Here is a 21,855-nt window from a genome sequence, read left to right on the forward strand (position 1 = left end):
CCAGCGGGATTTTTATGCCTTGGGCAGCACGCAGCAGAGTAGGATTTATTGCTACATTCCCTGTGGGTTAATGCTCAGCACTGCCTTGCTTATCCGCCTCGCGCTTAACCAGTAAAAAGGTGAGATACATCTTTGTCGGCAGGGATAACGCCATGCCAACGGCAACGCAAACGGCGCTGATAATAATGCCTTTTACGCCCATGGCTTCGACGGTTTCATTAAAGTTATGCAGATAAATCCCAAGCATAATCAGGCACAGCCCAAGGCCAATGCAGATTTTTAACAGCGTTATCAGCCTTTGATTAGTCACAGTCCTGCCTTTAGTTGCGCGTCTTGATTAAGCTCAAACAAACAAGCGCCGCCTATGCATAAAGATTAGCTAATATAATGAGCGCATTGGCTTATTTAGGCTTTGATTAAGATCAACGAAGTGACTCAGCCTTTCGCCCTCATCCTTAAGTCAAATACCACTTTGCACTTTTGTCGGTTACATTAGATTTTTGTTAACTTAAGCACTTAAGAATATTGGGGATTCGTTATACTGCCCTGCAATAATAAAGCGGCTTATTCCGGAGTTGTTGAACATGTCTAATTTCAGTTTACGTAACAAATTGCTCCTACTCGCACTGTTCCCGTTGATTCTGACCCTCATAGTGCTGATGACAGTTTCCTACCATGTCGAGCAATCGGCGCTTGCCGATGAAGTCACCACATTTAGAGAAAAGTTAATCGGTGAGCGTAAAACCCAAATCAAAGAAGCCACCCAAATCGCCGCAGGCATAGTGCAATACCAGCTATCGTTAAAAGAACAGGGCAATGTTAACCAAGCCCTACGTGATATTCGCTTTGGCAGTTCGGGCTACTTCTTTATTTACGATTCCCAAGGTAAAAACCTATTCCATGCGGTCATGCCCAACCTCGAGGGGCAGAATAAAATCGATATGACCGACCCCCGTGGCACCAAGATCATTGTCGGCCTACTCAATGCCGCCAAAAACGGTGACGGTAATTTCTCGTTCTATTTCCAAAAACCCAATACCAACGAGCAAATCGAAAAAATCGGCTACTCCATGATGATCCCAGGCACAGATTGGATGCTCGGCACTGGCGCCTATATCGACGATATCGATGCCGTGGTTGAGGATTACCGCACCACAGTCACCGAGCAGATGATCGATAAGTCCTACGCGATTTTATTGATTGCACTGTTATTAGCAGCCATTACCGCCGCCGTGATCTTAGTGACCGCCCAGCGCATGGTCACACCAATTAAAAACATGGCCGATAACTTAAACGATATCGCCAAAGGCGAAGGCGATTTAACCAAGCGCCTCGCGGTGAAGGGCGACGATGAAATCGCTCAACTCGGCCGCTCCTTCAACCTGTTTGTCGATAAACTGCAAACCATTATCGGCGATGTGGCCCATGCCACCGCTAAGGTCAAAACCGCAGCCAATGCGATTCATGACCAAACTAAGGTGATGTCGCGCCAGCTTATCAGCCATAACAATGAAACAGATCAAGTGGTTACCGCCATTACTGAGATGTCTGCCACCGCGAGTGAAGTAGCGCAAAACACCACCCAAGTGGCCGAAGCGACCCACGCCGCCACGGGCGATGTGGCCAATGCCCAGCGTTGTGTCGATGCCTCGTTAGAGGAGATTTCGGCGCTGATGGCGCAAATCAATAATGCCGCCAGTAACATTCAATCCTTGAGTGAACAGTCGCAAAAAATTAATAGCGTGCTCTCGGTGATCGGCGGCATTGCCGAGCAAACCAACCTGTTGGCATTAAATGCCGCGATTGAAGCCGCCCGCGCTGGCGAGCAGGGTCGTGGCTTTGCCGTGGTGGCCGATGAGGTACGTAACTTAGCCAGCCGTACTCAATCAAGCACATTAGAAATCAACGAGATGCTATCTGAACTGCACAAGCTGGTGAGCTTAGCGGTTAAAACCATGGAAGAGAGTCAGCAGAGTTGTATACGCTCGGTGGATTCGTCCCGCGCCATCTCCGAAAGCTTAGGCTCAGTGACCTCGGCGGTGACCGCCATCAACGATATGAGTACCCAAATTGCCACGGCGGCGACCGAGCAAAGCTCAGTGACCGAAGAAATCAACCGCAATGTGTTTGCTATTCAAGAGATTGTGAATGAGCTGCTGCACTCTAGCGAAGAGGCGGCGAGCGTGAGCCAAACCGTGTCGCAGGAAGGACTTAACCTCGGCAAACTCGTCGGCCAATTTAAGATTTAACGCTAAGGCGTGATATTGGCGGTCGGCGTACGTCGATTCAGTGATAGTCGATGCGGTATCAATAGTTATCTTTAACCACCTAAGGCCTCAAGCAATTGAGGCCTTTTTCTTGGTGGCTGCTTGCTAATAACCCAACATAATAGAGTTCGGCATCAAAGCTCGGCCTCGAAGCGGGCAAGGCGCGCCTCGCTCATCGTGCATTGTGTTTGTTGCATCAGCTCGCCCAAGGTAATGGCAGGGTTTTGGTTAATTAGGCGAACCAATTTTGCGCCGAGTGGTTCAAGCTTATCTGCGTGTTGTAATAAGCCGCTATCGATCTTTTTGATCATAAAGGCAAATTCGGCAGTATCACTCTGCGCTTTTAACTCGACGCAGCAGCTTTGAATCGCGATAGCCTGCCCTGTGATGCTCCAATTACGGGAGCGGCGCACCCGCTTAAGCTCGCAGCCCTTTTGCACTGCAATCGCCTGCGCCCGCTTAACCGCCTCGCGGCCGATGCGATGGATGAGGGATGGCAAGGGAATACTAATATCATCATGCATGGCAAGTTAACTATCGGGCCTTGGGTCGAATATGGGTGAATAACGGAGCGCGGCGCTAAGTCGTAAGTGCTAAGTTGTAAGCTGTAAGCGCTAAGCCTTAAGCGTAACGCCTTATGTGCGATGCCTTATGCTCGATGCCTTATGCTCGATGCCTTATGCTCGATGCCTTAGGCGCGAAACCTATAGCCAACGCCGCCAGAGTTTACCCTGCGGCGGGTGCGAACAAAAGACGATACAGACTCATGCAACAACTCACGCATCAACTCACGCTAAGTACCGCTCGCCCAAGATAGCGGCTTAGGCGTCACAGACTGACAACAACAGTCCTTGAGCAAGGCGGCGGGATTGCCTACAATAACGCACTTTTTGTTCACTACAGATAACGACCATGACTGACACAACTTCACAACCCGCATTACCGGATCGTCTTTCGGTTAACCCACGCAGCCGCCACCATGTAGCTGAAGTCTTCCAATACGATGTGGGTATCCGCGTGAACGGTAAAGAACGTTTCGATGTCGAAGAATACTGCATCAGCGAAGGCTGGGTTAAAGTACCAAGCAAATCTTTAGACCGTCGCGGTCAACCTCTACTGTTAACCATCAAAGGCACAGTAGAAGCATTTTACCGTTAAGCACCCGCGGCTTAATGGATAATAAAAACGGCCAATTCTATTGGCCGTTTTTATTTGCCCTGTATAACCCCAAAACGCCCAGCAATTCATCTCCCCAAGCATTCGCAAGTTGTTATTTAAAATAAGCTTTTGTGATAAAACGCATTGATTAAACCGCATAGCGCGGGTTAAAGTGTGACCACTAAGGGAAATGCAGAGCCACACTCGAACGCCAGTATCGAGCACGCTATTTAGGGATGAAGCAGCCAATCTGTACCATGCCGCCCCACTCTTAACAGCCTCCTCTGCCACCAAGGTATCAAGCACATTCAACATGTGTGCGTTATGGAATTAACGATAAACCTTTCTATTTCAAGGATGTAAATGGCAGATTTTACAAACAATCTTTTATCGATAGTGATCATCCTCTCCAGCATGTTCGTCACAATTGGAGTGATGTACGCGCTGCTCAAGTACCGCGATGCTACTGTCACCCTGCCCGTTGATCGCGAGCAACTCAGCCGTATTCCCGCCTATGGCTTACAAAAGCAAATCCAAGATCTGCAATTAGATTTAATCGGCAGCATGATGATGGGGCTGATGATAGTGTGTTTCCCCTTTGCAATAAGCAGTATTCAAGCACATATTGCCGTCGGGAAATTCCCTTGGGTTTACGCCCTAACAGGTTTAATGGGATTAACTTATTGCGGTATTAAAACTTGGAAAAACTTCTCCAAACTCACCAAATTACGCCTAGGGCATACGGCAGAGATCGCCACCGCCAATGAGCTTATCGGCCTACAAGCCTTGGGTTATCAAGTGTTTCACGATGTACAAGCCGACGGCTTTAATATCGACCACCTCGTTATCGGCAAAAATGGCGTATTCGCGATAGAAACCAAAGGCCGCCATAAGCGCAATAAAGACCTACGCCAAACCAATGGCAATGGCGGAGGCTCTGGCTCTAGTTCTGGTAAGAAAGGCTATCAAGTATTTTACAAAGACGGGCGCTTAAACTTCCCCTCGTGGACAGAAACCAAGCCAATCGAACAAGCCGAGCGCCAAGCCCAATGGGTCAGCCAATGGTTAACCAAGGCTACAGGCTCCCCCGTCGCCGCCACCCCAGCCCTAGTATTCCCCGGCTGGTATGTCACAAGCCAATCGAAACCACCGTTCCCGATCCTAAATCACAAACAATTAGTCGGAACAATCCCAAAACTGAAGACCCAAGACCTTACCCAGCAACAAGTCGACTCCATCATCTACCAAGTCGCCCAAAGATGCCTAAGTAAAAGCGAGGTGGGGAAATGATGACACTTGTCAGCCAAATACAGCATTGCTAGATAATAAAGATGAACAAAATGAATACTATGACCCAATCTGATGGTGGCGGTGTTGCGGCACTTAAAGGTTTCACATATCAAAACTTAGCAGCGGCATATTATGTGCTCAATATGCTTCAAGATAAATCACTGCTGTCAGTACGTTGTGAAGTAATAGACGATATAGACTTAATTTATGCAGATAAGATCGAATACATCCAAGTAAAAACAACCGACAGTGATACAAAATGGTGCATAAAAGAATTTGCGGAAGCAAGCATAAAAACAGTTCCTCCGACTGGACGACAAAGGGTAAATCAAAATATTAGTTTGGAAGATTCAATTCTACATAAATCTATCAAATGCGATAAAGAGAAGCTACCTAGCTTCTTTAGAATATTGACTTCTCGAGATGTCACTGATGCTTTGAGATACTTAAAAATTTCAATTATTGACCGAAATGAAAAAACACAAGAAAGGGAACCTTTATTAAAGAGACTTGATACAGCTATTAATCGTAATCGCAAAAAACTACCGCCTTATACCTCTCCAAATGGTAATGATACAGAGTATTGGCTAGATCATGCCGAATGGACGGTGATTCCAAATCGTGAACATCTAGAGTTACTTTGTACAAAATTAATTCTTCAGTCAGCACAACAGAAAGGAATTTACTTGAGTGCTAATGGGGATCCAGAGCGTATTCTGGCTTCTCTGCTAAAAAATGTTACCGATAAAGGCGCAGCTTCGAGGATTCTAAAAACTATAGCAAATAAATCTTACCATCGAACTGACTTTATTCCATGGTTTAATGCAGAAGTGGAGTATTATGCAGGCCTCAGTAGAAACCATGTAAAAGTGTATACAACCAGCCGAAAGGAACTAACAGCGATTCTTTCATCTTTTTTCCATGATAGGGATATATACAACCTTACAGGTGAAAAATTATGTACAGGTCTTCAAGGCCAATATCATCAAAGAAAATATAGTTATAACCTTCTAGCTAAAAACTTGCACTTATGGCTACCTGAAGTTCTACTACACCCAACAGAAATTGCAGATAACGCCCCTGAAAATTTAGTAAACAAGTTCTCTACATTTACTCAAAGATACAATACGAATATAACATTTATCAAAAACTTAATATCAAAAGCCTTACTTCACTCGATAATTAGAACTCAATATAAATCACAACCCATAGCAGCTGAACTACATATAGATGATAGCAAAAGAACATGTTTTGATAATATTCATATTGTATTAGAAGATCATGCTCCAGATAAGCTACTAATGGGATTTAGTGAATTAATATTCAACGATATTAATAAATCATTATCTGAAATCGTGAAAAAATTTCATAACTTAATTGACTCTGATGCTTTCTCAACTCAAAAAGATAAAATTTTAACAGCTAAAGATGATAGCTATTTACTTGAGCACGATATAGATGAAATACTCTCTAAAAATAAATCTTTAGATGATTTTTTAGACAGGATAAGATTTATTTTTTTCATTGGATATGAATCAGTTCATCTTAAGTGCAATATGAAAGAAATGGAGAAAACTTATCTAGAAGAATTAACTACCGAAGTTATAGATAGGTTTAAGTCTCTCATTGATGAGCTTATTTTAGAAAATGAATTTTGTGAAGAATTACATATAGAAGTATTTCTATACCCTATTCCATCAATGTCATCACTTATCAGTGCAGTTCAGAAACAAGGGGATCAAAATGGACACTAATCTAAGCCCTGAAATCTGCCTAACTGAAGTAAAAAATAAACAGTTAAGTGCATTTTCATATCTAAAAAAGGCAAATGATTGCTTATCATCTCCACAACTAAACACGATTGGCCGAGAATATTTAATAAGAGCTTTAGATCAGTTCCAGCTCTTTGAAGAACAAAAAATATTACTACAAAACCTACTTAGAAAAGCTGGATTATTTCCGTATATAAAAAAATACTTTCAAAATTTAACTCCTGAAAAAGAGCTTGTTCTAGATATATATAGAAGCAACTTTGACGAAAATTTCATTTTCCATTCTATGCAGGCAAAAGTATTCAGGTTACTAATGTCTGGTAAAAATGTGGTGCTAAGCGCCCCCACAAGCATGGGTAAAAGTGCTATCATTGATGCACTTATTACAGAGAGAAAATTTAAAAAGATCGTCATCGTAGTACCAACTATTGCTCTAATTGATGAGACTAGGCGTCGAATTCAAAAAAAATTTGGACTAGATATACAAATTATACATCATGGGTCTCAAATTAAACGTAAAGATAGAGTAATTTACATCCTCACTCAAGAGCGTGTCAATGAAAGGGATGACTTACGCAATATCGATTTATTCATAATTGATGAATTTTATAAATTAGCTTATAACAATGATGAGTCATCTCGAGTTATTTCATTAAATATAGCATTAAGTAAACTGTTAACAATATCAAAACAATTCTACATGATTGGACCATACATTGATGGATTTAGAGGTATGGAAAAATTAGGTAGAGACTATACTTTTATTCCATCCGATTTTAATACGGTAGCTCTTAATATTCACAAATATGATATTGCAGCAAATAATATAACAAGTAAAAACGAGCAGTTAGCTAAAATTATTGAAGAGCATAAAGAGCAAACTATAATATACTGTAAATCAGCATCGTCTATCGCACAAATTATTAACTTCATAACTAATTCAGAAAAAATCAAAGATATAAAAAATAAAAATACAAAAGAATATTTAAAATGGCTTACTGAAAACTATGGCTATCATTGGAATTGTACTAAAGCAGTAAGTTATGGAATTGGTATACATCATGGAGCACTACCTCGTGCAATTCAGCAAAAGTCTATTGATTTATTCAATTCTGGTAGAATTAAATTTTTATTATGTACATCCACGATGATTGAAGGCGTAAACACTTCTGCAAAAAATATAGTCATATATGATAATAGAAAAGGCACACCATCAATTGATAACTTTACGCACAAAAACATTTCTGGTCGTGCTGGACGAATGAACCAATATCTCATTGGTAATGTTTTCTGCCTTGAGGAAATACCTCCAAAAGAAACTCAGGTAGTAGAACTACCTTTAGGTCAAATAAATGAAAACTCACCAATTAATTTATTAGCCGGAATTCAATCAGAACATTTGTCGGATAGAGGAAGTCAAATTTTAAATACGTTTTCAAAAACATACAATATTCCAATTGAAATCATAAAAAAACATCAATCATATAAAGCAGAAGTAATTGCAGATGGTTATAAGTTTTTAACAGAGCTATCTTATCATAACAAAAATGAATTAATTAAGATAAAAACACCTAAAAAACATCAATTGGAATTACTTACAGAATTTATAAAAAAAGTTGAGTATGGAGCCCTTAGCAAAATTAACATACATTATCTTGATAACGACGAACTAAAAAATCGTTTAGGGTGGTATGTTTATGCGGATAGTCATAGTTCATATTTAAAAGAAAGAATAGAACATATCTATGAATCAAGAATAGATGAACAATTACGTTCTGATGCAACAGATAAAGAGCTTAAGATAGTCAGAAATATTTTTAAGCATGCAGTTACTAGAGCATTACTACTTTTAGAAGATCTATTAAATTATGAAATGAACAATTTAGTAGATAATAAAGCAGATTTTGGCTACTTAATTCACTTGTTTGAAAACAATCATTTACCTCCTTCATTCTCTGCACTAGAAGAAATGGGGATCCCTATCGAAACATTAGAGAAGCTCGTTACAGATAGACTAAGTGAAACCAGTATTGACATATTAATAAGATATTTACGAATGCATTACAATTATTTGCCACAATTAAGTTACATGGATAAATCATTTATCAAACAAGCAGTTTTGTAAAATTATAAACTCTATTTAATAGTTATATAAATTAGGTACTATGAATATATGGTCAACAGAAACGACTAAATGCAGGTAAAACTCTTCACTCAATGGTTACACCAAAACTGGCATTGTTGCACCAGTGACCTTCTAAAACATGGATGTTTTAGCAGAGCTTACAGGGATGTATTTACAGCGAGTCACTGGTGTAACAGTGCGAGAGCCTGCGGCAGGCAATTGGGAAGTACCGTTGCCAGAAGCCACAAAATAGCCCATTCGCAGCACACCATTCGACAGAAACTCACTTATCTTAAACACAACTAAAACCCAAATTGCAGGCAATAAAAAAGCGAACCGCTATGGGTTCGCTTTCATCAAACGTTAGACCTGAATAACGTACTATTCAGCCCTTATTCGTAGTCTGATAACGGCACACACGCACAGAACAAATTACGGTCGCCGTACACGTCATCAATACGATTCACGGTTGGCCAGAACTTGTTAGTACGCACCGCGGCACTTGGGAACACGGCAACTTCACGGCTATATGGGCGTGAATCAAACGCGCTGTCCATAATATCGGCCATAGTGTGTGGCGCGTTGTGCAGCGGGTTGTTGTCCGCTGGCCACTCGCCCGCTTCAACCTTAGCGATTTCAGCGCGGATTGACACCATAGCGTCGATAAAGCGGTCCAGTTCAACCTTAGACTCAGATTCGGTTGGCTCAATCATCAGCGTGCCCGCAACAGGGAAGCTCATGGTTGGCGCGTGGAAACCGTAGTCGTTCAGACGCTTAGCGATATCCATTTCGGTCACGCCAGAGGCTTCTTTAATTGGACGCAGGTCGATAATACATTCGTGCGCGACGCGATCGTTACGGCCACGGAACAGTACTGGGTAGTGTTCAGACAGCTTCTTCATCACGTAGTTAGCGTTTAACAGCGCGGTTTGAGTCGACTTTTTCAGGCCGTTTGAACCGAGCAGCTTAATGTACATCCAGCTGATTGGCAGAATGCCAGCACTGCCGTATGGCGCTGCTGATACCGCACCGTTGTTATCGCTTTCGCGGCCTGGTTTCACCACAACGTGACCCGCTACGAACGGTGCTAAGTGTGCTTTCACACCGATTGGGCCCATACCTGGACCACCGCCGCCGTGTGGAATCGCGAAGGTTTTGTGCAGGTTAAGGTGCGACACGTCGGCACCGATAAAGCCTGGTGAGGTTAAGCCAACTTGGGCGTTCATGTTGGCGCCGTCCAAGTACACTTGACCACCGTGCTGATGCACTATGTTGCAGATTTCGCGGATAGATTCTTCGTACACACCGTGAGTCGATGGGTAAGTGATCATGATACATGACAGGTTTTCTGCCACTTCAGCCGCTTTGGCCTTCAGATCTTCTAAATCCACGTTACCTTGCTTGTCACAGGCAGTCACAACCACTTGCATACCGGCTAATTGCGCCGATGCAGGGTTAGTACCGTGGGCAGATTGTGGGATTAAGCAGATGTTTCTGTGGGCCTGCCCGCGAGACTCGTGGTATTTACGAATCGCCAGCAGACCTGCGTATTCACCCTGTGCGCCAGAGTTAGGTTGGATACAAACTGCATCGTAACCTGTGACATTCACTAACCATGAAGATAATTCTTCAATCAGTTGAGTGTAACCCTTGGCTTGATCCAGTGGGCAGAATGGGTGCATGTTAGCAAATTCTGGCCAGCTCACCGGCAGCATTTCAACCGCAGCGTTTAACTTCATGGTGCATGAACCCAATGAAATCATTGAGTAGTTCAGTGCTAAGTCTTTGCTTTCGAGACGCTTGATATAACGCATCATCTCGGTTTCGCTTTGGTAGCGATTGAAGGTTGGGTGAGTCAGAATCGCATCCTGACGCACTAAAGCCTCAGGAATCGATTGGCTACCTTGCGCCACAATTTGCGCATCTAATGCGGCAACGTCTAAGCCATGACCAGCACCTAAAATCACATCGAACAGGGCGTCGATATCGGTGCGGAGAGTGGTTTCATCTAAGCTCACGCCAACGATGCCGTCAGCATCGAAACGCAGGTTCATTTCAGCGGCCAGCGCGCGAGCATTCACAGCTGCAACGTCTAAGCCTTTGATGCTGATGGTATCGAACCAAGTGTTGTTCACTAAGCTCACGCCTTTAGCTTGTAAGCCAGCGGCTAAGATATCGGTGAAGCGGTTGATGCGTGATGCGATGGTTTTCAGGCCTTGTGGGCCGTGGAATACGGCGTAGAAAGACGCCATGTTCGCTAACAGAATTTGCGCGGTACAGATGTTTGAGTTGGCTTTTTCGCGGCGAATATGTTGCTCACGAGTTTGCATCGCCATACGCAGTGCGCGGTTACCACGGGTGTCCTTTGACACACCGATGATACGGCCTGGCATAGAGCGTTTGTGCTCGTCACGGGCCACGAAGAAGGCCGCGTGTGGACCACCAAAGCCCATCGGCACACCGAAACGCTGCGCGCTACCGAAGACCACATCGGCGCCCATGGCACCCGGTGACTTGAGTAACACTAATGCCATGATGTCGGCAGCCACTGTCACAATCACGTTTTTCGCGCGTAATTCGGCAAATAAGTCAGTGAAGTCAGTGATTTGACCGAAACGGTTTGAATACTGGAACAGGGCACCAAACAGTTCGTGGTTTACTGCTTCATGGGCAGGACCTACCACCACTTCAAAACCAAAACACTCAGCGCGAGTCTTCACTACGTCTAAGGTTTGTGGGAATACGTCATCGGCTACGAAGAAGATGTTGGCTTTTTTGGCTTTAGACACACGCTTAGCCAGCGCCATCGCTTCGGCGGCGGCAGTCGCTTCGTCCAGCAGTGAAGCAGAGGCTAAATCTAAACCGGTTAAATCCATAGACACTTGTTGGAAGTTTAGAATGGCTTCTAAACGGCCTTGGGCGATCTCTGGCTGATAGGGCGTGTACGCCGTGTACCAACCTGGATTTTCGAAGACGTTACGTAAAATCACATTAGGTACTTGGGTACCGTAGTAACCCATACCAATATAGCTTTTGAAGACTTGGTTTTGTTTGGCTAAACCACGAATGTAAGCAATGCCTTCGGCTTCGCCGCAGGAATCACCAATGCTCAACTCTTGGCTTAAACGGATCGACTCAGGCACGATTTGCGCAGTCAGATCGTCCAGAGACTCAGCACCAACGTAGTTCAACATTTCTTGTTGTTGGCTGCTATCCGGGCCGATATGGCGACGTAAGAATAAATCGTGCTGTTCTAACTGAGTGAGGGTTTGCTTGGTCATGATAAACCTTGTTCCAGATTTGCCGTAGCTCAGAACTGTAGGGTACTGATAAACGGGCTATTGTTATGTCAAACTTGCGCTAAAACAAACGAAGCCCCTTGGGGCTTCGTTAGCGTCGACGATTATTCCTCGTCGATTACAGCTTGGTAACCTTCTGCATCGAGCAGAGCGTCAACTTCAGATTCATCTGAAGGCATAACGCGGAAGAACCAGCCTTCGCCGTAAGCGTCGCTGTTTACGAGCTCTGGAGAATCTTCCAGTGCTTCGTTGACGGCAATCACTTCACCAGAGATTGGCGCGTAGATGTCAGAAGCCGCTTTCACTGATTCTGCCACTGCACAGTCGTCGCCTGCAGTCACAGTGTCGCCCACTTCTGGCAGCTCAACGAAAACCATGTCACCTAACAGCTCTTGAGCATGCTCAGTGATACCCACAGTGTAGCTACCGTCTTCTTCCTTGCGGATCCATTCGTGTGAAGAGGCGTATTTCAGTTCTGTCGGAATATTGCTCATTGTTCTTGTTCCTTGTTCCGTTTTTTTAAAATGCTTGTTTACCGTTGCGCACAAAGTTTGGCGCTACTACTCTAACAGCCACGCGCTTTTTACGCATTTCGACTTCCGCCGTATCCCCAATCGAGTTAGGAACACGCGCCATCGCAATAGAATAGCCCAATGTTGGCGAGAAAGTACCGCTGGTAATCACACCTTGCTGCTCAACACCCGCTGCATCGGTGAAAAATACTGGCATATCATGGCGTAACACGCCTTTTTCTTCCATCACCAGACCGACTAATTTGTCGGTACCCGCATCGCGCAGGGCTTCAAGCGCCTTACGACCGATAAAGTCACGGTCAGTTGGCTCCCATGCGATGGTCCAGCCCATGTTGGCGGCCAGTGGGTTGATGGTTTCGTCCATATCTAAGCCGTAGAGGTTCATACCGGCTTCGAGACGTAATGTATCGCGAGCGCCTAAACCACATGGTTTAACGCCTTGATCTAACAGAGCTTGCCACAGGGCTTCGGCTTCAGTTTCTGGCACGATGATCTCGTAGCCCACTTCACCTGTGTAACCAGTGGTCGCAATAAACAGAGAGCCTGCTTGCTTACCGAAGAAAGGTTTCATGCCTTCGATGGCGGCATTTTGATCGCTACTGAATACGGCGGCGGCTTTAGCCTTAGCGTTAGGACCTTGAACGGCGATCATCGCCAGCTCAGGACGCTCAGTCACTGTGACATCAAAACCTTGGGATTGTTTGGCGATCCACGCTAAGTCTTTTTCGCGGGTCGCGCTGTTGACGACAACACGGTAGAAAGTGTCGGTCAGGTAGTAAGTGATCAGGTCGTCGATGATGCCGGCATTGTCATCTAACATGCCGCCGTATAAGGCTTTACCAGGAACTTTAAGTTTGGCCACATCGTTTGCCAGCAACTTACGGAGGAATGCACAAGCGTCGGTTCCGGTCACATCAACCACAGTCATGTGGGACACGTCGAACATACCTGCGTCTTGACGCACGGCGTGGTGTTCTTCGATTTGTGAACCATAGTTGAGGGGCATATCCCAACCGTGGAAGTCGACCATCTTAGCGTTTGATTCTAAGTGCTTGTTAAACAGAACAGTTTTATTAGCCATTGTTATCCCTTTTTTGCGGCCTTCTTCAGGTCTCTGCCTAGCGTAGGGTGATACAAATCCGGCTAAATATCTGGCTAATCGGCATTTCACTTCCACGATGCATCAATTTGAAAGGTGATTCTTTCTGTATCAATGCGTCTGTCACTGCAACGCCTGATTTCGCTCTGAATTAATCAGATATTTATCGTGATTGGTATAAGTACTAGGGTCTAAAATGCGGCGAAATTATACCTTGCGTCACAAATTTGTATACAGGAGATTTTTCTAATCCGAAGCCAGTGTCATTAGATTTTCTCATCTTTAACATGTAATTTTTTTACATACGAAAGCGAGATTTGCGCAGCCTGCAATCAAATCGCTGATATTATCAGCAATTATGATTACATTAGCGCAACCGAGGCTAGCGACATAACTTGGGGAGTGAGGACTTATTGCCCATGGCCTGTTGCATGAACACTGTTTTCAGCCCAGCGACATTATCAACGAGGTTGAGTCCCAGATCGCGAATGGCTTTTTTAAGGGGATTGCTACCCTCGAACAGGCGCTTAAAGCCTTCCATCGCCGCAATCATCTCCATCGCATCCGCCTTGCGCCAACGCTCAAGGGCGCGCAGCTGGGCATAATCACCGATATCTTTACCCGCCTCGTGTAGCTCGCCGATGACTTCGATAATGCTGGCGGCATCGAGGAAGCCTAGGTTTACCCCCTGGCCAGCTAATGGATGAATGGTGTGGGCCGCATCCCCCGCGAGCACTAAACGGTGGCGGGCAAAATGGCGGGCGTAGCGCATCCGCAGTGGAAAGGCTTGGCGTTCACTCTCAAGCTTGCAAATGCCGAGGCGACCGTCGAAGGCGGCGGTAAGATTGCGCTCGAACTGCTCTGGCGCCATCTCGAGTAACTCGGTGGCGCGCTCTGGCGGCACTGACCAGACGATGGAGCAGAGGTTGTCTTCATATAACGGCAAGAAGGCCAGCGGGCCGTCCTGCAAAAACACTTGGCGGGCGGTGGCAAGGTGCGGCATTTCGCTGCGAATGGTCGCCACAATCGCATGATGGCCATAATCCCAGAAGGTTAACGGGATCTTACATTGTTCGCGCACCCAAGAATTAGCACCATCAGCGGCAATTACGAGTGCGGCGCTAACGCTCTCGATTTCGGCATCGGCGCTATTGGCTAAGGTCAACCAAGCTTCACGCTCACCAAAGGCGATACGCTCTATGCGTTGGTTTTCGATATGGGTGATATTGTCAAATTCACTGGCACGCTTGGCGAGGGCGTAGCTGATGGCATCATTTTCGATAATGGCGCCAAGGCTAGGTTCACTGATGCTACTGGCATCGAAGGCGATTTTACCAAAGCCGTCTTTATCCCATACCGCCATTTTTTGATAGGGCGTCGCGCGGCTGGCATCGACATAGTGCCAAGCGCCGAGGTGCTCGAGCAGACGTTGGCTCGCTTTGTTGATCGCGCTGACCCTAAGCCTTGGCTCACCGCTCACGGCTTGGGTGCTTTGAGCATCGATCACGACGACATTCAAGTTGGCCTGCGCCAATCCTATCGCGGTGGCGAGTCCCACCATGCCGCCACCCACAATGGCAATGTCATAGGCTTGTGAACTTAACATGGGTACATCCTTTTCGCGTTGCGATACCAGTAATGATTATTTCCAGCCCATCGCCTTCTGCGCGACGGGGGTTTTCAGTGGCGGGAACCAAGATAACAGACGCAATCCCAGATTACGCCCAAGGGCCAAGGGCCAGTATTGGTTAGAGAAGCCACGGACTAAAAATTCAATATTGCGAATAGTGCTGTTTCTATCCGCCTCACGGGCCTGCAAATAGCCATGGGTAACGGCGACACCGCCGATATCCTCACCCTGCGCCAGCGCGCGTTGCAGCACATCGAGCAGGCTGACGACATCCCGAAGGCCCAAGTTAAACCCCTGCCCCGCAATCGGGTGCAGAGTCTGCGCCGCATTACCGATAAACACGCACCTATGGTGAATCGGCCTTGGCATGTAGGACAGATTTAACGGATAAGCATGGCGCTCACTAACGTCGATAAACTGGCCTGCGCGATAGCCAAAGGCTTGCTGCAACGCAGCTAAAAACTCGGCCTTGGGCACTGTGAGCATCGTTTGAGCGCGGTTATCGTCGAGTGCCCAGACGAGGGATAAACGCGGCTGTCCTTGGCTATCAGCCATTGGTAATAATGCCAGTGGGCCAGTCTCGGTAAAGCGTTCATAAGCCCAGTGCTGATGCGGCTTATCGGTTTGCAAATTGGCGATAATCGCGGTTTGCTCAAACGCCACTTGAGTGATGGGCAGATTAAAACTACTGCGCACCTTGGACTGCAAGCCATCGGCCGCGACCACCAGCTTGGCGCAAATCCGCTCGCCGGAATCGAGCACTAGGGTGTGACTCTCGTTAGCCGGGATTAACTCTGACAGTTTGGCAGGGCAATACAGCTTAACCTGAGTTTTATGAAGCTCGCTAAACAGCACTTGGCCGACTCTTTCCAGCTCGACGACTTGGCCCAGCGCATCTAAGTGAAACTGACTGGCGTTGAGCTCCGTCATCCCAAAATGGCCGCGATCGGATACGTGGATATCCTTAATCGCCGTGCCTAAATGCGCCAGTTTCGGCCATAAACCTAAACGGGATAACTCGAAGATGGAACCATGGGCAATCGCGATGGAGCGGGCGTCAAAGCCGGGGTGGCTATTATCGGGAAGATGCGCCTCGATTAAGGCAATAGATAAAGGTTTTTCAGTGCCAGACAAACGCGCTAAGGCCAGCGCGAGAGTAGCCCCCGCCATGGCGCCACCAACAATGGCAATATCGACATTTTGAACTGAATTATCCATGTGCTCTGCTACCGTCATGGGGTTCTCATTCAAGCTATGGCATGGCTAAAAGCGTTTCGCCATCAGGATGTTAGATTTGAAACTCATTAAAGGCGGAATCGTTCCGCCTTTCTCTTTCTACAATTAATGGATCACCGCGGGATCGTCGCCCTCTCCGTGGCTCGGCTCAGGGCCAAACTCGGAGTAACACAAAATGGCGGCAATACGCACAAATTCCAGCAACTCTGTGTAAGCCGTTTCCGATTCTTCATCATCGGCAACATCAAATTCCACTTGGGCGATCTCGGCCAGATCTTTGATCACTTCACGCACTTCGGCCGAGGCTTTATTCAGCTTAGGCTGGATAATGGCAATGCCCGTTAAGAAGCTTTGCGTCCACAGGGACAAGGCCTCAACCCGTTGACTTAACGGCTCTTCCTCTTCGGGAAGCAATGGCATAAAACCAAAATCAAAGTCACTCAAACGGGCAACCGAGTCTTGGAACAACTCACACACCAATTGATGCAGAGGTGCGGGTAAGGGCTGACCATCATTCATCAGGTCAAATAACGGTTTAATCCACAGATCGCCGGTTTGCTCTACGCCACCGCAGATTAAACCCACAAGGGCACCGTGCACTTCCACGGGATGCTGACCAATTTCAGCCGCATCGAGGGCGATTTTTAAGCTGTCGATGCGTAACGAAGGAGGGGTCGCCATATCAGATTCCAATCAGAATTTTCTAGCAGCAATGCTAGCAGAGATAAAGACTTGAACCAACTCTGATCCGGCATTCTTGAGGACGAAGATAAAAATTCCGGCAACTGCTCACACAAGCAGCAAACAAAACGGCGAATGTGCAATCCATCGGCGGCTTACCTTGCACTTTTAATATCAGCCCTATATAGTCCGCCCTATCGATGCCAACGAAAGGATCATCTTCGAATGAGTAATAGTGCAGTTGAAATCACCCTGCTAGGGCGCACCTACTCTATCGCCTGTCCGAAAGGTCAGGAAGATGCCTTACGCGTAGTGGCGCAAGGGGTTGAGCTACAGCTAACCACCTTAAAAAATCGCACTAATAGCTTAAGCCGCGAAGAAATTGCCATTATGGCGGCGCTGAATATTGGACACGAGTTGTACCAAGAAAAGCAAAAGAATAAGCAGTATATGAAACAAATGGATGACCGCATCAGCCTGTTGCAGTCAACCTTGGAAAACGCCTTAGTTGAGCGTTCAACCAAATAGATTTAGACTGTGCCACTCGGTGCCAAGCACCATCAATCTGAGAAGAGTTGCACAGTGAATGGCTAAACTGGCCTATACTTTTTAAGCCAAGATATTAGCGATTCAATACCGTTTTTGCTCCCTGGGGTGCAGGCCAACTGGTAATGTCCCTGTGCCGATAATTTTGATCTCAGGGTGAATGCTTTACTGACATTGAGCATGCTCGGCTCGTACCGAGAAGCCTTAGGAGGTAATCATTTACCCGCCTTGAACCTACGGTTCAAGGGCTACACCGGTAGCGGCATTCTGGGGAGCATCTTATTTATGTCTATCACTTCACCTGTCTCGAACACTTCAGCCCCAACAGTCAAGGGGCCACACGGCAATCAGTCTGCAATTGATACCCAGTCGCTAAGCCCAACGCTAAGCCGCGCCGAATTACGCAAACAGATCCGCTTGGCTCGCCGCTCGCTGCCGATTGAAGTGCAGACTGAGGCGAGCCTTGCCGCCAGTCAGCGAATGCTCGAAAAACTTAGCGCGCTGAATGCCCAGCATGTCGCACTTTACCTCACCCACGATGGTGAATTGGCAACCGCTCCGCTGATCGCAGCGCTTTGGCGACAGGGGATTCAAACCTATCTGCCACGGCTCCACCCCTTTAATGCAGGGCAATTATTGTTTTTGCATTACCACGCCGACTCGCCAATGCAGCCGAATCAATTTGGCATTTTAGAGCCTAAGTTGGATGTGCGCGCCGTGATGCCGATTGAGCGACTCGATGTGGTGGTCACCCCGCTGGTTGCCTTCGATATCAAAGGCAATCGTATGGGCATGGGCGGTGGCTATTACGACAGAACATTAGCCAATTGGCACGCCAAAGGTAAACCTCTGCCCATGGGTTACGCCCATGATTGCCAACAGGTCACGGCCCTGCCCTGCGAGCATTGGGATGTGCCCTTACCGGCTATCATCACCCCAAGCAGAGAATGGGAGTTTTGAAAAGTAGGTGCTAGAAGCTAGAGCGCTTCGCTGCTAGAAAAAGCAGAGCATCGCTCCATAACGACTTCTTCTTGATTGAATCTAGATTCTAGAGCCATGCAATGGCATTCTAGAGGCCGCAGGCCGTTCTAGATTCTTTTTACTTTAAATGCCGCCCACCATCGACATTGTGGCTACGCCCTGTGACGTAGCGGCTCGCCAATAGATAATCCACTAAGGCGATAATCTCCTGATTTCCAGCTTCTTTTGGCAAGATGGCCTTAGCCAAGGTCTTTTGCCGATAGGCTTCATCATCGCTTGGATTAAAGAGGATCATCGCAGGAGCAATCGCATTCACTTTGACCTCAGGTGCCAATTTTGCCGCAAAGGATAAGGTTAAGTTATCCAGTGCCGCCTTGCTGGCCGCGTAAGCCATGTGCTTGGCGCTGCCCTTTTCGGCCACATAATCGGTGAAATGGATAATATCGCTGGCGCCAATCTCGCCCTCGGCTCCCGCTCGCAGCTGCGAGGCTAAGGCCAAGTTCATTTGATAGGGCACGCTCACATGCACCTGCATCATGCGCTGCATGACTTCATGGGCGGCAAGGCTTGGGCTGTTATCTGGCAGCCAGTCAGAGGCGTTATGGATAATGGCGCGGATTTTGGGATATTGGCTCAATTGCTCAATCAGGGTTTGGAGCTGCGTATTATCGTAGAAGTCGCATTGGATTAAGGTCGCGCCCAAAGACTGCAACTCATCGATGCTGGGATAATGGCTGCGATAGGTGCCAATCACCTTGTGCCCTTGGGCGAGCAAGTGTTTCGCGAGGGCGTAGCCAATGCGTTTACCCACACCTGTGATAATAATGGGAGCTGTCATATTCATCCTGTTATTTGCCGAATACGGGCTTATGCGTTCAATGTAGGGCAAATCTTGTTAAGTAAATCATCAATAAAACAGTGTAATACGCAGAATGTTACTGTCTTTATCATCCTGCACCTAATCATTAAGGCATTAAAGGCTGCATGATTAAGATCTAAAATGATGGCGCCCGCGTATACTCAAGGCCAGCTTAATCGAGGAAGCCCTATGGAACTGCGGATTTTTTACGACGGTAATTGCCCTTTATGTAGCGCCGAAATGCGTCAGCTTAAAGCGCGCGATCCCGATGATCGCATCGAACTTGTGGATCTTAATGCCGAGCATTTTGGCGCTCGATTCGGCTATATCGATAAAGAGTACGCCAATACCATTCTTCATGGTGAAACGGCGTCGGGTGAGATTTTGCTCGGACTCGATGTGACTTGTAAGGCTTGGGAATTAACGGGTACGCGCCCTTGGGTGCAGATGCTACGACTTCCCCTTATCAAACCCGTTGCGGACTGGACGTATCTTCGCTTCGCCAAGCACAGATACCGCATCTCTTACCTATTGACAGGCAAGGCGCGCTGCGACAATCAATGCCAACTGCCTAAGTAGCTAGCCTCAAGTAAGAACTCACATTTAGCCCATAAAAAAACGGAGCCATTAGGCTCCGTTTTTTGATAATCCAGATGGATTACTTAACGAAATCAACGCCTAGTTTGATATCGCCTTTCAGCGTATCTAACATAGAATCACGGGCGTTAGCTTCGAATGCGCTCACTTCACCGTAAGGCAGTACTTTTTCGATACCGTTTTTGCCTAACAGCACTGGTTGAGCGAAGAATTCTGCGTGCTCGCTGCCGCCGTCAACATAGGCACATTCAACGATGTTAGCTTCGCCTTGCAGACCACGAACCAGAGACATACCGAAACGGCAAGCCGCTTGACCCATAGACAGAGTCGCGCTTCCGCCACCGGCTTTAGCTTCAACCACTTCAGTACCCGCGTTTTGGATACGCTTGGTCAGAGAAGCCACTTCTTCATCAGAGAAAGTCACGCCTTCAACTTGAGACAGTAATGGCAGAATAGTCACGCCACTGTGGCCGCCGATCACGTTCACTTTAACGTCAGCAACGTTTAAGCCTTTTAATTCAGCGATAAAGGTTTCAGAACGGATAACGTCCAGAGTCGTCACACCGAACAGACGGTTCTTGTCGTAAACACCGGCTTTCTTCAACACTTCAGCCGCGATAGCAACAGTAGTGTTTACTGGGTTAGTGATGATACCCACTAACGCTTTAGGGCAAGTTACTGCCACTTTCTCGATCAGGTTACGTACGATACCTGCGTTGATATTGAACAGATCTGAGCGATCCATACCTGGCTTACGTGCAACACCAGCAGAGATCAATACAACATCAGCACCAACCAGTGCAGGTGTTGGATCTTCGCCAGCAAAACCTTTGATTTCAACAGCAGTTGGGATGTGGCTCAAGTCAACCGCAACACCCGGAGTTACCGGTGCGATATCGTATAGAGACAATTGTGAACCCGCAGGCAGTTGAGTTTTTAACAGTAGGGCAAGAGCCTGGCCGATACCACCAGCAGCACCAAGTACAGCAACTTTCATAGTTATCTCCGTTATTTCTCGGATATGTGTGACATGGATCTAATTTCCGTTGGCGTCACATTACTGGAATGTCACGTTAATTTCAATTATCCCTTAGTCGTGGAGACAAAGTTTTAGCGAAACTGAGCATTCCAATGTTGAATATTTACTCTAGTTCAATATCAATACCGACAACACGGCTATCTAGCCATCCATAAATTGCATTTTTATTCAGTCATAATGGTTATTTGTTGACACTTTGGCCAAAACTATTCAAAATACGCCTGTTTTTTTGAATAAAGAATAAGACTATGCAAACGACCAAGAATCAGGATGACCTTGTTAGAATTTTTAAGGCGATTTTAAAAGAGGAGCGCTTTGGCTCCCAGAGTGAAATTGTCGCCGCTTTACAAGCAGAAGGCTTTAGCAATATTAACCAATCGAAAGTGTCTCGGATGCTGAGCAAGTTCGGTGCAGTGCGCACCCGCAACGCTAAGCAGGAGATGGTTTATTGCTTACCCGCCGAACTCGGCGTGCCTACCGCAGGCAGCCCGTTAAAGAACTTAGTACTCGATGTTGACCATAACCAAGCCATGATTGTCGTTCGCACCAGCCCTGGCGCCGCGCAATTAATTGCCCGTTTATTGGATTCCATCGGTAAACCAGAAGGGATTTTGGGGACCATTGCCGGAGACGACACTATCTTTATCTGTCCATCCAGCATCCAAGATATCGCCGATACCTTGGAAACCATCAAATCTTTATTCAACTACGCAGAATAAAAAAACAGGTCAGCTTGCTGACCT

20 protein-coding genes and 1 other RNA gene are annotated in these 21,855 nt (G+C 46.5%); 10 read left to right on the plus strand and 11 right to left on the minus strand.

The genetic code is table 11. The annotated features are described in order from the left end of the window. Positions 1–67 precede the first annotated feature (67 nt). The gene (locus tag SHEWMR4_RS17370) at positions 68–310 is read right to left on the minus strand and encodes a hypothetical protein (protein ID WP_041408884.1); all 243 of its coding nucleotides are present in this window, start codon (positions 308–310) and stop codon (positions 68–70) included. A gap of 274 nt (positions 311–584) precedes the next feature. Here SHEWMR4_RS17370 and SHEWMR4_RS17375 point away from each other — a divergent pair, with 274 nt between their 5' ends. Then, positions 585–2,249: a methyl-accepting chemotaxis protein gene (locus tag SHEWMR4_RS17375; RefSeq protein WP_011624057.1), complete on the plus strand. Its 1,665-nt coding sequence runs from the start codon at positions 585–587 to the stop codon at positions 2,247–2,249. 152 nt (positions 2,250–2,401) lie between these two features. Here the strand turns inward: SHEWMR4_RS17375 and SHEWMR4_RS17380 are convergent, their stop codons facing one another. Beyond that, positions 2,402–2,791 (minus strand): ribosome recycling factor family protein, encoded by a 390-nt coding sequence (locus SHEWMR4_RS17380; RefSeq protein ID WP_011624058.1) that lies wholly within the window; start codon positions 2,789–2,791, stop codon positions 2,402–2,404. A gap of 388 nt (positions 2,792–3,179) precedes the next feature. Here SHEWMR4_RS17380 and SHEWMR4_RS17385 point away from each other — a divergent pair, with 388 nt between their 5' ends. The 4 genes from SHEWMR4_RS17385 to SHEWMR4_RS17400 all read left to right on the plus strand — a co-directional run bounded on the left by SHEWMR4_RS17385 (position 3,180) and on the right by SHEWMR4_RS17400 (position 8,612). Continuing rightward, entirely contained in the window at positions 3,180–3,425 is a 246-nt protein-coding gene (locus SHEWMR4_RS17385; protein ID WP_011624059.1) for a DUF3297 family protein, read from the plus strand. Positions 3,426–3,788: 363 nt separating this feature from the next. Further along, on the plus strand, positions 3,789–4,715 hold the full coding sequence (locus tag SHEWMR4_RS21005) for a nuclease-related domain-containing protein (RefSeq protein WP_011624060.1): 927 nt from the start codon (positions 3,789–3,791) through the stop codon (positions 4,713–4,715). 50 nt (positions 4,716–4,765) lie between these two features. Then, entirely contained in the window at positions 4,766–6,469 is a 1,704-nt protein-coding gene (locus tag SHEWMR4_RS17395) for a dsDNA nuclease domain-containing protein (RefSeq protein ID WP_198134659.1), read from the plus strand. Beyond that, positions 6,459–8,612: a DEAD/DEAH box helicase gene (locus tag SHEWMR4_RS17400; RefSeq protein ID WP_011624062.1), complete on the plus strand. Its 2,154-nt coding sequence runs from the start codon at positions 6,459–6,461 to the stop codon at positions 8,610–8,612. Before SHEWMR4_RS17395 ends, SHEWMR4_RS17400 begins: the two co-directional genes overlap by 11 nt. A 132-nt stretch (positions 8,613–8,744) precedes the next feature. Here the strand turns inward: SHEWMR4_RS17400 and SHEWMR4_RS20960 are convergent, their stop codons facing one another. The 7 genes from SHEWMR4_RS20960 to SHEWMR4_RS17430 form a co-directional block, all read right to left on the minus strand. After that, on the minus strand, positions 8,745–8,912 hold the full coding sequence (locus SHEWMR4_RS20960; protein WP_157037034.1) for a hypothetical protein: 168 nt from the start codon (positions 8,910–8,912) through the stop codon (positions 8,745–8,747). 92 nt (positions 8,913–9,004) lie between these two features. Next, positions 9,005–11,893 carry an aminomethyl-transferring glycine dehydrogenase gene (gene gcvP / locus SHEWMR4_RS17405; RefSeq protein WP_011624063.1) on the minus strand — a complete coding sequence of 963 codons (2,889 nt, stop codon included), beginning with the start codon at positions 11,891–11,893 and terminating at the stop codon, positions 9,005–9,007. A 122-nt stretch (positions 11,894–12,015) separates the two neighbouring features. Next, positions 12,016–12,405 (minus strand): glycine cleavage system protein GcvH, encoded by a 390-nt coding sequence (gene gcvH, locus SHEWMR4_RS17410; protein WP_011071083.1) that lies wholly within the window; start codon positions 12,403–12,405, stop codon positions 12,016–12,018. Positions 12,406–12,430: 25 nt separating this feature from the next. Continuing rightward, complete coding sequence (gcvT, locus tag SHEWMR4_RS17415) at positions 12,431–13,525, minus strand: glycine cleavage system aminomethyltransferase GcvT (RefSeq protein WP_011624064.1); 1,095 nt, start codon at positions 13,523–13,525, stop codon at positions 12,431–12,433. A gap of 400 nt (positions 13,526–13,925) precedes the next feature. After that, positions 13,926–15,149: an FAD-dependent oxidoreductase gene (locus SHEWMR4_RS17420; protein WP_011624065.1), complete on the minus strand. Its 1,224-nt coding sequence runs from the start codon at positions 15,147–15,149 to the stop codon at positions 13,926–13,928. A gap of 36 nt (positions 15,150–15,185) precedes the next feature. Then, the gene (ubiH, locus tag SHEWMR4_RS17425; RefSeq protein ID WP_011624066.1) at positions 15,186–16,409 is read right to left on the minus strand and encodes a 2-octaprenyl-6-methoxyphenyl hydroxylase; all 1,224 of its coding nucleotides are present in this window, start codon (positions 16,407–16,409) and stop codon (positions 15,186–15,188) included. 105 nt (positions 16,410–16,514) lie between these two features. Beyond that, on the minus strand, positions 16,515–17,090 hold the full coding sequence (locus SHEWMR4_RS17430) for a UPF0149 family protein (RefSeq protein ID WP_011624067.1): 576 nt from the start codon (positions 17,088–17,090) through the stop codon (positions 16,515–16,517). Positions 17,091–17,315: 225 nt separating this feature from the next. Here SHEWMR4_RS17430 and SHEWMR4_RS17435 point away from each other — a divergent pair, with 225 nt between their 5' ends. The 3 genes from SHEWMR4_RS17435 (at position 17,316) to SHEWMR4_RS17440 (ending at position 18,596) form a co-directional block, all read left to right on the plus strand. Then, a complete protein-coding gene (locus SHEWMR4_RS17435; RefSeq protein WP_011624068.1) occupies positions 17,316–17,618 on the plus strand; it encodes a cell division protein ZapA in 303 nt (100 codons plus the stop codon). A 115-nt stretch (positions 17,619–17,733) separates the two neighbouring features. Continuing rightward, positions 17,734–17,914: non-coding RNA, 6S RNA (gene ssrS / locus SHEWMR4_RS20850), on the plus strand. A 7-nt stretch (positions 17,915–17,921) separates the two neighbouring features. Next, positions 17,922–18,596 (plus strand): 5-formyltetrahydrofolate cyclo-ligase, encoded by a 675-nt coding sequence (locus SHEWMR4_RS17440; protein ID WP_011624069.1) that lies wholly within the window; start codon positions 17,922–17,924, stop codon positions 18,594–18,596. A gap of 139 nt (positions 18,597–18,735) precedes the next feature. Here SHEWMR4_RS17440 and folM read toward each other — a convergent pair whose 3' ends face one another. Further along, on the minus strand, positions 18,736–19,455 hold the full coding sequence (folM, locus tag SHEWMR4_RS17445) for a dihydromonapterin reductase (protein ID WP_011624070.1): 720 nt from the start codon (positions 19,453–19,455) through the stop codon (positions 18,736–18,738). 210 nt (positions 19,456–19,665) lie between these two features. Between folM and SHEWMR4_RS17450 the strand changes: the two genes are divergently transcribed. Beyond that, the gene (locus SHEWMR4_RS17450; RefSeq protein WP_011624071.1) at positions 19,666–20,055 is read left to right on the plus strand and encodes a thiol-disulfide oxidoreductase DCC family protein; all 390 of its coding nucleotides are present in this window, start codon (positions 19,666–19,668) and stop codon (positions 20,053–20,055) included. Between the two features lie 79 nt (positions 20,056–20,134). Here the strand turns inward: SHEWMR4_RS17450 and mdh are convergent, their stop codons facing one another. Next, entirely contained in the window at positions 20,135–21,070 is a 936-nt protein-coding gene (gene mdh, locus SHEWMR4_RS17455) for a malate dehydrogenase (protein WP_011624072.1), read from the minus strand. A 290-nt stretch (positions 21,071–21,360) separates the two neighbouring features. Between mdh and argR the strand changes: the two genes are divergently transcribed. Then, positions 21,361–21,831 carry a transcriptional regulator ArgR gene (gene argR, locus SHEWMR4_RS17460; RefSeq protein WP_011624073.1) on the plus strand — a complete coding sequence of 157 codons (471 nt, stop codon included), beginning with the start codon at positions 21,361–21,363 and terminating at the stop codon, positions 21,829–21,831. Positions 21,832–21,855: the final 24 nt, after the last annotated feature.

The organism is Shewanella sp. MR-4, from assembly GCF_000014685.1.
Lineage (GTDB): Bacteria > Pseudomonadota > Gammaproteobacteria > Enterobacterales > Shewanellaceae > Shewanella.